This window comes from Flavobacterium anhuiense, from assembly GCF_900101855.1.
Taxonomy (GTDB): Bacteria; Bacteroidota; Bacteroidia; order Flavobacteriales; family Flavobacteriaceae; genus Flavobacterium; species Flavobacterium anhuiense.
On the sequence record NZ_FMVC01000008.1, the window covers coordinates 60,300 to 75,098 of the forward strand.

Below are 14,799 nucleotides of genomic sequence, written 5' to 3' on the forward strand. Positions count from 1 at the left end.
ATAGATTCGAACTGTCGCCTTCCCGATTTTTCATCGTGACGCTCTAGCCAAATGAGCTAATCCCCAAAAGTCTTAACAAATAAAGTCAATTAATTCTCAAAAAACAAATTTCTAGAAGTTTCGGATGAATTATTTTCAAAAGCGTAACTTTACCTTTAAATGTAATTTTTATGAGTCTAGAAAATACAAACGGAAGTTTAGAAACTTCTTTTCAAAATACGATTGCAATAGTTCAATTTGGTCATCCAGCCAGTAATTCTTTTCCGCGAACTTTATTAGATGCTTTGACTGCCGAGATAAATAGTTTAAGTCGAAATGAAGATATTTCGGTTATTATTTTAAAAAGCGAAGGAAACAAAGCTTTTTGTTCAGGAGCTTCTTTTGATGAACTTTTGAAAGTCGAAAATGAAGAACAAGGCGTAGAATTCTTTTCGGGTTTTGCACATTTGCTGAATGCCATGCGAAATTGCAATAAAATTATAATCGGCCGAGTACAAGGAAAAGCTGTTGGCGGAGGTGTCGGAATTATTTCGGCTTGCGACTATGTTTTTGCAACTCCGCAAAGCGATATAAAACTGTCTGAATTAGCAATTGGAATAGGGCCATTCGTTATTGAACCAGCCGTTTCTAGGAAAATCGGAAAGACGGCAATGACACAAATGACTCTGGCAGCTCACGAATGGAAATCGGCAGATTGGGCTTTCCAGAAAGGTCTTTATTCGGTTATAAGTGACTCCGAAAATTTAGATAAAGATGTCGAAAATTTTGCTAAAAGATTAAGTTCTTATAATCCCGAAGCGCTTTACGAAATGAAAAAGATTATTTGGGAAGGAACAGAACAATGGGAATCTCTTTTGTTTGAACGTGCTGCCATTACGGGTAAATTGGTTTTGTCAGATTTCACTAAAAATGCTTTGCTTCAGTTTAAAAAATAGGTATGATATAAGTCATTGATTTTAGAAAAATAGGAGCATAGCTTTGAAAAAGTTTTAAAATCAAATTTTCACTACATAAATTATTGAACATGACTATTATTTCGCTAATGCAAAAAGTTGACATTGCAGAGAAAATTAAAGACGCTCCAGACAGTGGTTATAAAATTGGGGTTGTCATTGGATCTTTTATTCCGTTTCTGGTTTTGGGCGGAATTGCTTTGTGGATGTATACTCGTGCTAAAAAAAGAGCTAAAAACGGCAATTAATTTGTAAATTTGCAAGCTTAAAATTAAAAATCGATGAGTAATATCAGAATTACAAAACAATTTAGTTTCGAAACCGGTCACGCTTTGTACGGTTACGACGGAAAATGTAAGAATGTTCACGGACACAGTTATAAATTATCGGTAACGGTTATTGGATCGCCAATTACAGACCGATCGAATGTAAAGTTCGGAATGGTGATTGACTTTTCTGATCTAAAGAAAATTGTAAAAGAAGAAATCGTCGATCAATTTGATCATGCTACTGTTTTCAACCAAACAACTCCGCATGTCGAATTGGCAAATGAATTGAAAAACCGTGGGCATCATGTTATTTTGGTAGATTACCAGCCAACAAGCGAAAATATGGTGGTTGATTTTGCTGAAAGAATTAAAAATCGTCTGCCTGCCGGAATTTCTCTTTTCTCATTAAAACTTCAAGAAACAGAATCGTCTTTCGCAGAATGGTACGCTTCTGATAATCTTTAAAATTCCAAAAAAGAAATTCTAAATTCCAACTTTTCGACTTCGCTCAAAGTGGCAAAAGTCTAAAATTCTAAGAAGTCTAACAATCTAAAAATCTAAATGAAAAAAATATATTTTGCTTCAGATCAACATTTTGGTGCGCCAACTCCAGAAATGAGTTTGCCTCGCGAAAAAAAATTCGTGGCTTGGCTTGATGAGGTTAAGGAAGACGCAGAAGCAATTTTTTTATTGGGAGATTTATTTGATTTTTGGTTTGAGTATAAAACGGTTGTTCCGAAAGGTTTTGTTAGAATTTTAGGTAAGCTGGCAGAAATTCGCGACAGCGGAATTCCGATTTATTTTTTTGTTGGAAATCATGATTTGTGGATGAATGATTATTTTGAAACCGAATTAAATATTCCGGTTTATCATGATAATAAAGAATTTACTTTTAACGGAAAAACCTTTTTAATTGGCCATGGCGACGGAAAAGGTCCGGGCGATAAAGGTTACAAACGAATGAAAAAGGTATTTACCAATCCGTTTTCAAAATGGCTTTTCCGATGGTTGCATCCAGATGTTGGCGTGAGTTTGGCTCAATATTTATCGGTCAAAAACAAATTGATTTCTGGTGACGAAGATGTGAAGTTTCTAGGAGAAGAAAACGAATGGCTGGTTTTGTATGCCAAACGAAAACTAGAAACCAAACATTATAATTATTTTATCTTCGGACACCGCCATTTGCCTATGATTATTCCAGTTGGAGAAAACTCCGAATATGTGAATCTTGGAGATTGGATTGGATATTTTACTTACGGTGTTTTTGATGGAGAAAAATTCGAGCTTAAAAAATTCGAAAAATAATTACTTCGCATTCGGATAAATGCCAATTTTATGGGTTCGCAGAATATATTCAGAAAGCTGTTTGCTGTTTGAAAGCTGAAATTTAATTGCTCCAGATGCTTTTTTAGGCATATGGCATTCTACACAATTGTTCGCTAATAACTTCTCAGGCATTGTTTTCAAAGTAGTTTCATTGTGTTTTAAGCCTTGATGGCAGCTCATACAGATTTTAGAATACGAAGCCATATTTTTAGAAGCATTTTCATGCGGATTATGGCAAGTAATGCAATCCATTTTATCGCTTTTGATGAAACATTTACTCTGCGCCATCAATCGATACTGATTGCCATGAACATCAAAATTTGCGGTATCAGTGATACTTTTAGTCTCACGAAAGAATTCTGATAATTTATCTCCAGGTTTAAATTCAAAACGAGATTTCAATTTCATGCCGTCATTTCCTGCGTGACATAAAGCGCAAGCATCCAATTTTTGCTGTCTGTTTAAGGTTTTGAAACTCGTAATGCTATTGGCAACTTTTACGTTTGGATTTTTTAGATGAAATTCAACATGTTTTTTGGCGGGGCCGTGGCAACGTTCACAATCAATTCCGTAAACTATTGTTTCCTTTCTAATGATATCTTCAACGTCCATAGACATCATATTCCTTTGTTCAGAATTTTGATTCACGCTTCGGCTGCTGGCATTTGAGGCGTGGCAAGAATAGCAATCTTTTACCACCATACGGTCAAAATAAGGCTTATCGGCAGGAAAACCTGGACTTGTTGCCCAATTATTTATGGAGTGATAAAAAGAAACGGGAAGTTCGTAAGTATTGTTGTTTTTCCAATAAACAGAAGTCTGAGCATGTTTGGTTCCAAAAACAATTTCAAATTTATATTTAGCTGTTTCTTTGCCGTTTTTATAGACAACCTGATACAAACTATCGCCACGTTTTTCCATGACCAATTTGGTCTCTTTATCGTAAATGAAAGTATGATTTTTAGAATCAAAATCGCCAGAAACATTTCCTAAAATTGCTGGAGCGGTCGCTTTAAAATGTGAACTTTTGAATGCCATTTCAGATTGGACTTTATGACATTGCACACAGCTTTCAGAACCCGCATAATCAGTTCCGCGCGGATCAATATATTCCTCTGATTTGTTGTTGCAGCTGACAAAGAGAATTGCCAGAAGTGATAAGGTAAGTAGAAATGCAGCTTTTTTCATTGCTGTAAATATACTTTTTTTTGAATTGAATCAAAATAAATTTCAATAATGAAAGAATGCTGTTAAAATATTTAGAATGCTTTTTAATTCATGCCAACTCCATAAACATATTCATCTAGTTCAATTCTGAATAAAGAACCTTCGACCAAATCTTTAATCGATTTTAATTCGGTCATGTTTACAGCCAGATCAATAGAATTACAAGGTGTTTTCAATAAAAACTTATGGCAAGAATATTTCATTTCGCATGCTTCGCAACAAGCATTTTCAATCATGCTATCTTCAATCAAATCACAAAAATGATTTAATTCTTGAACTGTAAAATAAAAACCAGTTTCCTTAAAAACCAATTGCACTTTGTCTGAAATTGTAGTGTTTTGATCTTTCCAGTAAAAAGCTATTCCAAAGTTATTATGATATATTTGTTCAATTTCTCTCATCGTAAATCCTTTTATTCCAACAAATATAAATATTATTTATATTAATTCTAAATAAAAAAATCATAAAAGTTTGAAAAAAATCTTTGCTCGGTTTGCTTTAGTTCATGCCCGAACCGTAAATATATTCGTTGAGGTGAAGTCGAAATAAAGAACCATCAACTAAGTCTTTTATAGAATCTAATTCCTTCGGTGATATTTCTAAATCTATAGCAACATAGGGAGTTTTCAATAAAAATTTATCGAAGGCGCGTTTTACGCCATTTGTATCGTAATCATTATGGTCTGTTACGCAGTCTTCAATTAAATCGTGAAATTCATTTAACTCTTGAACTGAAAAATAAAATCCCATTTGTTTAAAAAGCAATTGAATTTTATCTGATATAATTTCGTTGCCTTCTTTCCAATAAAATGAAATTCCAAAATCGTTTCGGTATATCTGCTCGATGTCTTTCATGGCAATTTTTTTAGGCCACAAAGATACGAACTCTTTGTACTAATACTTGATTAAGAAAAGCATAAAAAAAAAGCTAAAAACCAATATTACTATTTGATTTTTAGCTATTTATAAAGTGTTTGTGATTTTGATCTTTTATGAAATTCTATCTCATTATAAGATTATTTGAGCCAATTTTTTAGCTTAGAAATAAATGCCGACTGTTGGTCAACAAATAAATAATGAGAGCAATTGTCTAGAAAAGCAAAGTGATTTTCTCCAGTTATTGCTTTAAGGGAATTAATTTGTGCCGATGAAAAAATACCGTCATCTTTTCCGTAAATTCCATAAATAGGAACTCCAGCAGATTTGATTTTCTTTAAAACAGGGCGCGTATCAATATTATTTAGCTTTTCATTTTGGTAAAAAAGAAGTGGCGCATTTTTATTTCTAATGTTATTTCTATAAAATTCTCCAGCTTCGTAATTGGCGTATAATTTTTTAGATTCTGCTGTTGGATTTGGCATTTTAAAAAAGCCATTTTCACCAGCAAGTTCGTAACATCCTTTTCTATATTCGGCTGAATTTTTATTTAGATTTTCTACAATACTGATTTTCCTTAGTTGTTCAGAATCATTATTGTATTTTCTTTTCAATGTATTTAAAATATGATCATACGTTTCCTGTTGAGAGAATAATGCTCCAGCCAAAACCAAAGCGCTCACATTCTTCGGGTATTTATTAGTATAAAGTGTAGCCACCAAACCGCCAAAACTATGGCCTAGAATAGTGGCTTTCTTTAAATGGTAGGTTGCATAAATAAAATTTAAATCTTGAAAAGCTTCTTCAAAAGTGAATTTTGCATTAGGATCTTGAGATCTTCCTTCGCCTCTTCGGTCATAAGCAATAACATAAAAACCTTGATCGGCTAGTTTTTGAGCTGTCGTTCCTTCAAACAAAGTTGCATTACCGCTTGGCCCGCCATGAACAAAAATTATGGTTTTATCCTTTTTGTTACCGTAAGTTTTAATATACATATTTTGTCCTTTTGCGAAAAAGGACAATGCAAGAAACAAAGAAAGGAGAAATGACTTCATCTACTCCAATTTATGATGTTCATCCATATCTCTTTTCAAATCTAAATTTCTAAAAGTTGGCGATTTTAATGCGGTAACAATTACTGTTAAAAGAGTAACGCTTCCTCCAAAAACAACCGATGTTACCGCGCCCATTAATTTGGCAGTTGCACCACTTTCAAAAGCACCTAATTCGTTTGAAGATCCCACAAAAATCGAGTTTACAGCACCAACGCGTCCGCGCATATGATCTGGAGTTTTAAGCTGTAAGATTGTCTGACGGATTACTACCGAAATTCCGTCTGCTAATCCGCTTAAAAATAACGCGAAAACAGAAAGCCAGAAATAAGTCGAAAGACCAAATAAAATAATGGATAATCCGAAAACGAATATGGCGATCAAAAGTTTTTTTCCTGCGTTTTTGTATAAAGGCACATAAGCCGAAACAATCATGGTAATAAAAGCGCCCACAGCAGGAGCAGCTCTCAAAATTCCGAAACCTTCAGAACCTACTTTCAAGATGTCTTGGGCGAAAACGGGCAATAAAGCAACGGCTCCTCCGAAAAGCACAGCGATCATATCAAGCGATAAAGCACCTAAAACAACTTGGTTCTTGAATACAAAAGTTAAACCTTCTGTAAGGCTATCTTTAATTGATTCTCCAATTTTGGGATTGATGATTGGTTTTGCACTGATTTGCGATAAGGCGATTAAGGAAAGAATCGAGAATCCGAAAACAATACACATTGACCAGTGAACACCAATCCAGTTGATCGAAAATCCCGCCAATGCGGGCCCCATTACTGCTCCTATCTGCCAAACCGAACTGCTCCAAGTTGCAGCATTTGGATATACTTTTTTAGGAATAATTAAGGATAAAAGCGAGAAAATAGTTGGCCCCATAAAAGCACGAACCAATCCGCCAAAAAATACTAAAGCGTAAATGGAATAAAGTATAACATTTGAAGACCAGTCTCCAACTACTTTTGGCCAAGTCAATAAAAATAATCCAAAACTGATTACAGAAAAGCCTAAAATACATTTTACCAATAATCCTTTTTTCTCTTTTTGATCGACGATATGTCCAGCAAATAAGGCCATTCCGACCGCAGGGATTACTTCCATTAGACCAATAATTCCTAGAGAAAGCGGATTTTTGGTTAAGCTATAAACTTCCCATTCGATTACAATAAACTGCATTGACCAGGCAAAAACCATTGCAAAACGCAATAATAAAAATACGTTGAATTCTTTATAACGAAGCGCCTGATACGGATCTGGCTTGTTGGATTTAATCTCTTCCATCTGTTCTAATGTCTTTCAGCATAAGCTGAGTTGAAATTGTACCGTTCCATTCATTTTCAGCAATAGTATACGCCAGCTGAAACGGATTTTGATTTTGTGCTATATTTAATTTTTTTCCGAGTCCAAAGCCAATTGCGGCAATTCCGTCGGAATTATTTTGTTTAACGAAAAGTCTTAAATGCTCTTCTTCTGCGCCTAAAGTTTTCGCGTAACCAGTATCTTTTATATTTCTGGTCATAAAAACCGGCGTCATGTTTTGCGGACCAAATGGTTCAAATTGTTTTAAAATTCGAATGAGTTTTGGGGTGATATCTGAAAAATCAATTTCAGCATCGATTTCAATTTCTGGAGTTCTCATTTCAGGATGGATAGTTTCTCGCACGCATTTCTCAAAAGCTTCTTTAAAAAGCTGATAATTTTCGGCTTTCAAAGTCATTCCTGCGGCGTACATGTGTCCCCCAAATTGCTCCAAATGTTCTGAACAGGCATCTAGTGCATTATAAACATCAAAACCTTTTACAGATCGGGCAGAAGCGGCATATTTATCACCACTTTTTGTAAAAACCAAAGTGGGACGATAATAAGTTTCAATCAATCTTGAAGCTACAATTCCGATTACGCCTTTGTGCCAGTCTTCCTGAAAAACAACCGTAGAAAAGCGTTCTTCTTCCTTGTTTTCTATAATCTGCTGAAAAGCTTCTTTGGTGATTTTTTTATCTAAATCTTTTCGGTCCGCGTTGTATTGTTCAATTTCCGAAGCGAATTGCTGAGCTTGCTCAAAATTAAATTCAGTTAACAATTCAACTGCATGATTTCCGTGTTTGATTCTTCCTGCTGCATTAATTCTTGGTGAAATAATAAAAACAACATCAGTAATATCCAGAACTTTCTTTTTTACTTGATGGGTTAAAGCTTTAATTCCAGGTCTTGGCTCGCTATTAATGACTTTCAAACCAAAGTAAGCCAATACACGATTTTCTCCCGTTATCGGAACAATATCAGCTGCAATTGCTGTAGCCACTAAATCTAAATAAGGAACTAAATCTTCAATCGTTTCATTTCGATTCCGACCTAAAGCTTGAATTAGTTTAAAACCAACTCCACAACCGCACAATTCATCGTAAGGGTAGGAGCAATCTTCTCTTTTTGGATCTAAAACTGCAACTGCATCAGGAAGAATTTCTCCCGGACGGTGGTGATCACAAACAATAAAGTCAATGTTTTTCGCTTTCGCGTAAGCGATATGATCAATGGATTTGATGCCGCAGTCAAGAGCGATAATTAGGGAAATTCCGTTATCGTCTGCGTAATCAATTCCTTTATATGAAATTCCATAACCTTCGTCATACCGATCCGGAATATAAGTAGCAATATTTGGATAATGTGATTTCAAATAGGAAGAAACCAAAGAAACCGCTGTTGTTCCGTCAACATCATAATCGCCGAAAACTAAAATGTTTTCTTCATTTTGAATGGCTTGTTCGATTCGTGCAACGGCTTTGTCCATATCTTTCATTAAATACGGATCGTGAAGGTGATCTAAAGATGGACGAAAGAAGTTTTTCGCATCTTCAAAAGTCTCAATTCCACGCTGAATTAGCAGTGATGCTACAAAATCTTCTACATTTAAAGCTTGCGCTAAATGTTTAATTTTTTCTTCAGAAGGTTTTGGTTTTAAAGTCCAACGCATGGGTTGATTTTAAATTTTAGATTATTGATTTTAGATGGTAAATTTCTGAAATCGTTTAATCTGATTGGTAATTTTTTTTTGCCACTCTCGATAACATCGGGATAAAAGATTTGAAAGGATTTTTAACCACAAATTACACAAATTTCCGCTAATTCAATTTGTGGGAATTTCTCTAATTTATGGTTTACTTTTTTATCGCTTCATCTGTGGCGGGTTATTTCGGCAACTTAGATAAAGTTTTGAGAATGTTAGATTGGTGGTTTTTGAAAAATCTAAAATCTACAATCTGAACTCTAAAATATGTTACTTCGCTTCTAAAGCATTTCCTTCAAACTGAATTCCGTCCCAACCTAAGTTGATGAAATTTCTAATGTTTTGGTGATTTGTTCCGTTCGGATCGCCTAAAACTTCTTCAAAATAAAAAGCTCCGAAGCAAGCTAAAGTTTCTTCTTTACTTAAGTTTTGCAGTTTTGCGAAAGAAAACAATTTGCAAGAACCTGAATTTTCGCCCGTTGCATTATGCTGTGTTCCATTTTGAAAAGCAGTTGGAGTAAAGTTGTAATTTTCTTCAATTACTGCAATAGTCTCAGGAAATGTGATTTGTGTTGGAGTTTGTTTTACTTTTTCTAAAAAGGCTTGAATGCTCATGATTATGATTTAGTTTTTTAGCCACAGATTAAAAGGATTAAAAGGATTTTTTAGAATAATCTGTGAGAATCATTTTAATCTGTGGCTAACATTATTTTTTTATTCTTCATCATCCCTAGAAAACTTACTTTTCTTAGGTTCTTTTGTTATTGTCTTTCCAGCAACCACAACTACGATTTCGCCGCGTGGTGCTATTTTTTCGAAATGCGCTAAAACTTCTTTTGCTGTTCCACGTACATTTTCTTCATGTAATTTTGATAATTCTCTTGAAACGCAGACTTGTCTTTCTTCTCCAAAATACTGAACAAATTCGCTAAGAGTTTTAACGAGTTTATGTGGAGAAACGTATAAAATCATTGTTCGGGTTTCTTCGGCTAAAGCCAAAAAACGAGTCTGACGCCCTTTTTTATCGGGAAGAAAACCTTCAAAAACAAATTTGTCATTTGGAAGTCCGCTGTTTACTAGAGCCGGAACAAAAGCAGTTGCTCCTGGAAGACATTCGACTTCAATTTTATTTTCGACGCAAGCGCGAGTCAATAGAAACCCCGGATCTGAAATGGCTGGAGTTCCAGCATCCGAAATTAAAGCGATAGTTTCGCCTGCTTTTAATCTTGCAATTAAATTTTCGGTCGTTTTATGCTCGTTGTGCATATGATGGCTGTGCATGTGCGTGCCAATTTCAAAATGCTTTAATAGTTTTCCGCTTGTACGAGTATCTTCCGCCAAAATCAAATCGACTTCTTTCAAAACCCGAATGGCTCTGAAAGTCATGTCTTCAAGATTGCCAATTGGCGTTGGAACGATATATAATTTTGACATAATTGTTTATTCGTAAAATGTAAAATGTGAGATGTGAAAATTTCTTTACGAGAATTTCTTTTCAATAATTCCCATAAAACGTTCTGCGTAATCGTCTTTTCCTTCCCAGTTGTTGTAGTCTGGTTTTACCATGTTTTCGATAAAATCTTTCGCTTCGCTATAAGAATCAAAAGTCATTAATTGGTTTAAAACACGGCTGTAATCTTCTGTACTGTTTCCAAAAAGATTTTTAGTAAATGCAATTCTGTCATTCAGATCGATATGAAAACCTCTCGCCAGTTTTTCATTCAAGCTTACGGCTTTTGGCTGAGTTGGAGTTTCAAGAATTGCAGTTTCAACTTTTTTATCTTCTTTGAAATCATTTATTGAAGGAGTTGGAGTTGATGGAACAGCTTCAAAACTATCTACTTTTACAAACTGCGCATCGGCATAATTAATTCCAAAATCTTCAAATTGAATAGTTGGCTGTGCAGGAGTTTCTTTCTTAGGTTCTTCTTTGACTTCTTCAATGAATGGTTCTGTTTCCAATTCGAAAGCTGGTTTGAAATCTGGAATTGGTTTCAATTCATTTATAGTTGTAAACGAAAGATCATCAATAGGTTTTTTGGTTTCTTCTGCATTTTCAGCAATTTCTTCGATAACTGGCTCTTGAATTTCCGCAGCGATTGGTTCAACAGCTTCTTCGATTGCAGGTTCTACGACTTCAACGATTGGTTCAGCAGCTTCAACAATTTCTGCTGGTTTTTCTTCTGAAATTTCAGGTTCGTAAGATTCTTCAAGCGTGATAACTTTTTCTTCGGCTGGCGCTTCAAGTTCAATTATAGCAGGAATTGTCTCTTCTTCTTTTTCAAAAATGGTTTCCAATTCGGCTACAATATCGTTTTGCCCGATTGTTGGTTTTGCAGCGTCGAAATTCTCTTCTACAAATTTTAATACCGCTAATTTCTCGTATAATTTCTGAGTTTCAAGGTACAATTGATTGATATCGGATTTATTTTTAAGTTTTAAAATTCGATGTGCAATGCTAATTAAATCAGCTTCCAATTTTTTTTTCATAACTGTTGAAAATTATAGTGAATAAGGTATTTTAGTGTATTTAATGTCTGAATGTCTCTATTCTCAAGGAAATTCAAAAGATAATTTTTTATTTCTGTTAATACGCTTTCGCGAATCTAAGGTTTGGTAAAAATTTTCTACTTTTGAAAAAATGTAAAACAGTACATTTTTACATCAATTTATTGCCAGTACAAAGTAATAAAAACTATTCATTTTTAAAGGTAGAAAAATACAAAATGTTTCTCGAAAATACAGTAAATCACAAAGAACAATTTGGTTGGATTGAAGTTATTTGTGGATCAATGTTTTCGGGTAAAACCGAAGAGCTGATCCGAAGATTAAAGCGCGCCCAATTTGCCAAACAAAGAGTCGAAATCTTTAAACCAGCTATTGATACCCGTTATCATGACGAAATGGTGGTGTCTCATGATGCCAACGAAATTCGTTCAACTCCAGTTCCAGCAGCTGCCAATATTTTAATTTTAGCTCAAGGTTGTGATGTGATCGGTATTGACGAAGCACAATTTTTTGATGACGAAATTATTACGGTTTGTAACGATTTGGCAAATCAAGGAATTCGTGTCATTGTTGCAGGTTTAGATATGGATTTTAAAGGAAATCCGTTTGGGCCAATGCCGGGACTTATGGCAACGGCTGAATATGTAACTAAAGTTCATGCGGTTTGTACCAGAACAGGAAACTTAGCTAATTATAGTTTTAGAAAAACCGATAATGATAAATTGGTTATGCTTGGGGAAACAGAAGAATACGAGCCACTTAGCCGTGCAGCGTATTTTAAAGCGATGAAAAAGAATCACGAAAAATAGATTGTTTTACTTAATATAAGCCTTGACAAAAACATTTTAAAATATGAGAAAATCGACTGTTTTATTGTTAATATTAATTGGAATTGCTGCCGCTTTTGTAGCTTATTTTCAATTTTACCTAGGCGAAAAAGAAGATGAAGTAAATACTGAAGTAGTAGAGTTAATTGCAAAATATAATAAAAGCTGTCCTTTAAATATTCAGGAAGGGATTCGTTTAGACAGCGTAAGTTTACATGGAGAAAAAACAGTTCAATACAATTTAACATTATTGAATGTGACTAAAGAAACTGCTGAGGTAAATGTAATTCAAGAAGAAATAAGAAAAAGTCTTTTAAGCACTGCAAAAGCAAATACAGGACTTCAGGTTTTTAGAGAAAATGATTATACTCTGATTTATAGCTACAGTGATAAAAAGAAAGATTTTTTGTTTGATATAAAAATATTTCCTGATCAGTATAAATAAGGTTTAGAGGTATAATAAATTAAACCCGACAGGTTTCTGAAACCTGTCGGGTTTATTGTTTTAAAGCAATTATCAGGTTGAGCGGAGTTGAAGCCTCATTTAGCCGAAGCTTTGACTCCGAGCCTGACAAGACGTAAACATTTAACATTTATTGAAATGGTTTAAAAACAAAACCCGATAGCTTTAAAAACTATCGGGTTTTGTTTATTTTAAATGAACTTACAGCTCTTATATGGTTTTAAAAAACCTTAAATCTTCTTTCTCATTCTCGCTACCGGAATATCCAATTGTTCACGGTATTTAGCAATTGTTCTTCTTGCAATTGGGTATCCTTTTTCTTTTAAGATTTCAGCCAATTGATCGTCTGGAAGCGGTTTTCTCTTATCTTCTTCTTCAATCGTATTTTGAAGAATTTTTTTGATTTCAAGAGTCGAAACATCTTCTCCCTGATCATTTTTCATCGCTTCAGAGAAGAATTCTTTAATCAGTTTGGTTCCGTATGGCGTTTCTACATATTTGCTGTTTGCCACACGCGAAATGGTCGAAATGTCCAAACCAACCATATCTGCAATATCTTTTAAGATCATTGGTTTAAGTTTGGTTTCGTCGCCATCTAAGAAATATTCTTCTTGATAATGCATGATTGCATTCATTGTTACAAAAAGAGTTTCCTGACGCTGTCTAATGGCATCAATAAACCATTTAGCAGAATCTAATTTTTGCTTGATAAACTGAACCGCATCTTTCTGTGCAGTCGATTTGTCTTTAGATTCTTTATAAGTCTGCATCATTTCCTGATAATCTTTAGAAACGTGCAGGGAAGGAGCATTTCTTCCGTTTAAAGTCAATTCCAATTCGCCGTCTACAATTCTAATGGCAAAGTCGGGAACAATGTTTTCTGTTACTTTATTGTTTCCAGCAAAAGAGCCGCCCGGTTTAGGATTTAATCTTTCAATTTCGTGAATTGCTTTTTTAAGCTGTTCATTAGACACGCTATACTTCTGTAACAGTTTATCGTAATGTTTTTTCGTAAAAGCATCAAACTGATTTTCGATGATGTCAATCGCTAAATCAACATATTCAGTTGGTGTTTTATGTTTCAATTGGAGCAATAAACATTCCTGTAAATCACGCGCGCCAACTCCAGAAGGTTCAAGCTCATGAATTACGGTCAACATTTTTTCGACCATTGCTTCATCAGTATAAATTCCCTGAGTAAAAGCCATATCGTCTACAATGTCAGGAATACTTCTGCGGATGTAACCCATATCATCAATACTTCCAACAAGGAATTCAGCGATTTCGCGTTCTTCATCATTCAAAATAAAAGTATTCAGCTGATTGATCAAATCCTGATGAAAACTGATCGGAGCCGCAAAAGGAGTTTCGCGTTCCTCGTCATCACTGTAATTATTAACCTGAGTTTTGTAATCAGGCGTGTCATCGTCGCTTAGATATTCGTCAATGTTAATGTCGTCTGCTTCGATTCTGTCAGATTCGTTATCATCATAATCATCGTAGTCGTCATTAGCATATTCATCAGCTTCGTAATCGTCTTCTTTACCCGCTTCAAGAGCCGGATTTTCGTTCATTTCTTCTAATAAACGCTGTTCAAAAGCTTGCGTAGGCAATTGAATTAACTTCATCAGCTGAATTTGCTGCGGAGATAATTTTTGGGATAATTTTAAATTTAAAAATTGCTTTAGCATAATAAGGCGCTATTTTTTTTAGCCACTAAGGCACTAAGGCGCAAAGTTTTTTTTTTATTATTTTGCCTTGAAGGCTTTTGTTTGAAATTTTTTAAAATACTCTCTTCGTATTTATAAATCGTCGAATACCGCTTTTGATTAGTGGCACATTAAAATTGATTAAATATCCTAAATCTTTATTAAGTAATTTTAATTGACTTATAATTTGTGCTTCCCAAACTGGATTAATTTGTTCAACTGCTTTTATTTCTATGATTACAGAATCTTCAATTAATAGATCTAATCTTAATCCTTCGTTAAATTCAATTCCGTCATAAAAAATCGGGATATCGACTTGACGTTTTACATCAAGACCTGCTTTAGCGATTTCATAAGCTAAACAAACTTCATAAACTCTTTCTAGTAATCCCGGCCCAAGTTGTTTATGAACTTTAAAAGCTGCATTTACAATTATTTTTCCAATTTCTTCAGTTCTTTCAGAGAGCATGTTTTTTATGGTTTTGCTACAAAGACACAAAGGCGCAAAGTTTTTTTGAAAGCTTTTAATATTCCTAAATAGTAAAATAATACTTTGAGTTGTGTCTTCGTGGTATTATT

The 14,799-nt window shown here is 34.4% G+C and carries 17 protein-coding genes; 6 read left to right on the forward strand and 11 right to left on the reverse strand.

Going from position 1 to position 14,799, the window contains the following annotated elements:
- The first annotated feature begins 170 nt into the window (after nucleotides 1-170).
- From BLP44_RS19555 to BLP44_RS19565, 4 genes are all read left to right on the forward strand, one after another.
- On the forward strand, nucleotides 171-935 hold the full coding sequence (locus BLP44_RS19555; protein ID WP_091135397.1) for an enoyl-CoA hydratase/isomerase family protein: 765 nt from the start codon (nucleotides 171-173) through the stop codon (nucleotides 933-935).
- 89 nt (nucleotides 936-1,024) lie between these two features.
- The gene (locus tag BLP44_RS23020; protein WP_170830259.1) at nucleotides 1,025-1,201 is read left to right on the forward strand and encodes a hypothetical protein; all 177 of its coding nucleotides are present in this window, start codon (nucleotides 1,025-1,027) and stop codon (nucleotides 1,199-1,201) included.
- Between the two features lie 33 nt (nucleotides 1,202-1,234).
- The gene (locus BLP44_RS19560; RefSeq protein WP_008465176.1) at nucleotides 1,235-1,687 is read left to right on the forward strand and encodes a 6-pyruvoyl trahydropterin synthase family protein; all 453 of its coding nucleotides are present in this window, start codon (nucleotides 1,235-1,237) and stop codon (nucleotides 1,685-1,687) included.
- 96 nt (nucleotides 1,688-1,783) lie between these two features.
- Nucleotides 1,784-2,527 (forward strand): UDP-2,3-diacylglucosamine diphosphatase, encoded by a 744-nt coding sequence (locus BLP44_RS19565; RefSeq protein ID WP_091135399.1) that lies wholly within the window; start codon nucleotides 1,784-1,786, stop codon nucleotides 2,525-2,527.
- Here the strand turns inward: BLP44_RS19565 and BLP44_RS19570 are convergent, their stop codons facing one another.
- The 9 genes from BLP44_RS19570 to BLP44_RS19610 all read right to left on the reverse strand — a co-directional run bounded on the left by BLP44_RS19570 (nucleotide 2,528) and on the right by BLP44_RS19610 (nucleotide 11,203).
- The gene (locus tag BLP44_RS19570) at nucleotides 2,528-3,736 is read right to left on the reverse strand and encodes a cytochrome c3 family protein (protein WP_091135401.1); all 1,209 of its coding nucleotides are present in this window, start codon (nucleotides 3,734-3,736) and stop codon (nucleotides 2,528-2,530) included.
- An 83-nt stretch (nucleotides 3,737-3,819) separates the two neighbouring features.
- Nucleotides 3,820-4,176 carry a hypothetical protein gene (locus BLP44_RS19575; RefSeq protein ID WP_091135403.1) on the reverse strand — a complete coding sequence of 119 codons (357 nt, stop codon included), beginning with the start codon at nucleotides 4,174-4,176 and terminating at the stop codon, nucleotides 3,820-3,822.
- Between the two features lie 97 nt (nucleotides 4,177-4,273).
- Nucleotides 4,274-4,630: a hypothetical protein gene (locus tag BLP44_RS19580; protein ID WP_091135406.1), complete on the reverse strand. Its 357-nt coding sequence runs from the start codon at nucleotides 4,628-4,630 to the stop codon at nucleotides 4,274-4,276.
- Between the two features lie 161 nt (nucleotides 4,631-4,791).
- Complete coding sequence (locus BLP44_RS19585; protein WP_091135408.1) at nucleotides 4,792-5,706, reverse strand: alpha/beta fold hydrolase; 915 nt, start codon at nucleotides 5,704-5,706, stop codon at nucleotides 4,792-4,794.
- A complete protein-coding gene (locus tag BLP44_RS19590) occupies nucleotides 5,707-6,990 on the reverse strand; it encodes an MFS transporter (RefSeq protein WP_091135410.1) in 1,284 nt (427 codons plus the stop codon).
- Entirely contained in the window at nucleotides 6,977-8,680 is a 1,704-nt protein-coding gene (gene recJ, locus BLP44_RS19595) for a single-stranded-DNA-specific exonuclease RecJ (RefSeq protein ID WP_091135411.1), read from the reverse strand. Before recJ ends, BLP44_RS19590 begins: the two co-directional genes overlap by 14 nt.
- 303 nt (nucleotides 8,681-8,983) lie before the next feature.
- A complete protein-coding gene (locus BLP44_RS19600) occupies nucleotides 8,984-9,328 on the reverse strand; it encodes a HopJ type III effector protein (RefSeq protein ID WP_091135413.1) in 345 nt (114 codons plus the stop codon).
- Nucleotides 9,329-9,427: 99 nt separating this feature from the next.
- Nucleotides 9,428-10,147 (reverse strand): 16S rRNA (cytidine(1402)-2'-O)-methyltransferase, encoded by a 720-nt coding sequence (gene rsmI, locus BLP44_RS19605; protein ID WP_008465163.1) that lies wholly within the window; start codon nucleotides 10,145-10,147, stop codon nucleotides 9,428-9,430.
- 45 nt (nucleotides 10,148-10,192) lie between these two features.
- Complete coding sequence (locus tag BLP44_RS19610; RefSeq protein WP_091135416.1) at nucleotides 10,193-11,203, reverse strand: hypothetical protein; 1,011 nt, start codon at nucleotides 11,201-11,203, stop codon at nucleotides 10,193-10,195.
- Nucleotides 11,204-11,439: 236 nt separating this feature from the next.
- Here BLP44_RS19610 and BLP44_RS19615 point away from each other — a divergent pair, with 236 nt between their 5' ends.
- On the forward strand, nucleotides 11,440-12,030 hold the full coding sequence (locus tag BLP44_RS19615; protein ID WP_066033411.1) for a thymidine kinase: 591 nt from the start codon (nucleotides 11,440-11,442) through the stop codon (nucleotides 12,028-12,030).
- A gap of 43 nt (nucleotides 12,031-12,073) precedes the next feature.
- Nucleotides 12,074-12,493 (forward strand): hypothetical protein, encoded by a 420-nt coding sequence (locus BLP44_RS19620; RefSeq protein ID WP_008465155.1) that lies wholly within the window; start codon nucleotides 12,074-12,076, stop codon nucleotides 12,491-12,493.
- A gap of 248 nt (nucleotides 12,494-12,741) precedes the next feature.
- Here BLP44_RS19620 and rpoN read toward each other — a convergent pair whose 3' ends face one another.
- Together rpoN and BLP44_RS19630 are read right to left on the reverse strand one after the other, a co-directional pair.
- Entirely contained in the window at nucleotides 12,742-14,202 is a 1,461-nt protein-coding gene (rpoN, locus tag BLP44_RS19625; protein WP_008465152.1) for an RNA polymerase factor sigma-54, read from the reverse strand.
- A gap of 91 nt (nucleotides 14,203-14,293) precedes the next feature.
- Nucleotides 14,294-14,689, reverse strand: a complete 396-nt coding sequence (locus tag BLP44_RS19630; protein WP_091135417.1) for a GxxExxY protein — start codon at nucleotides 14,687-14,689, stop codon at nucleotides 14,294-14,296.
- Between the last annotated feature and the right edge of the window lie 110 nt (nucleotides 14,690-14,799).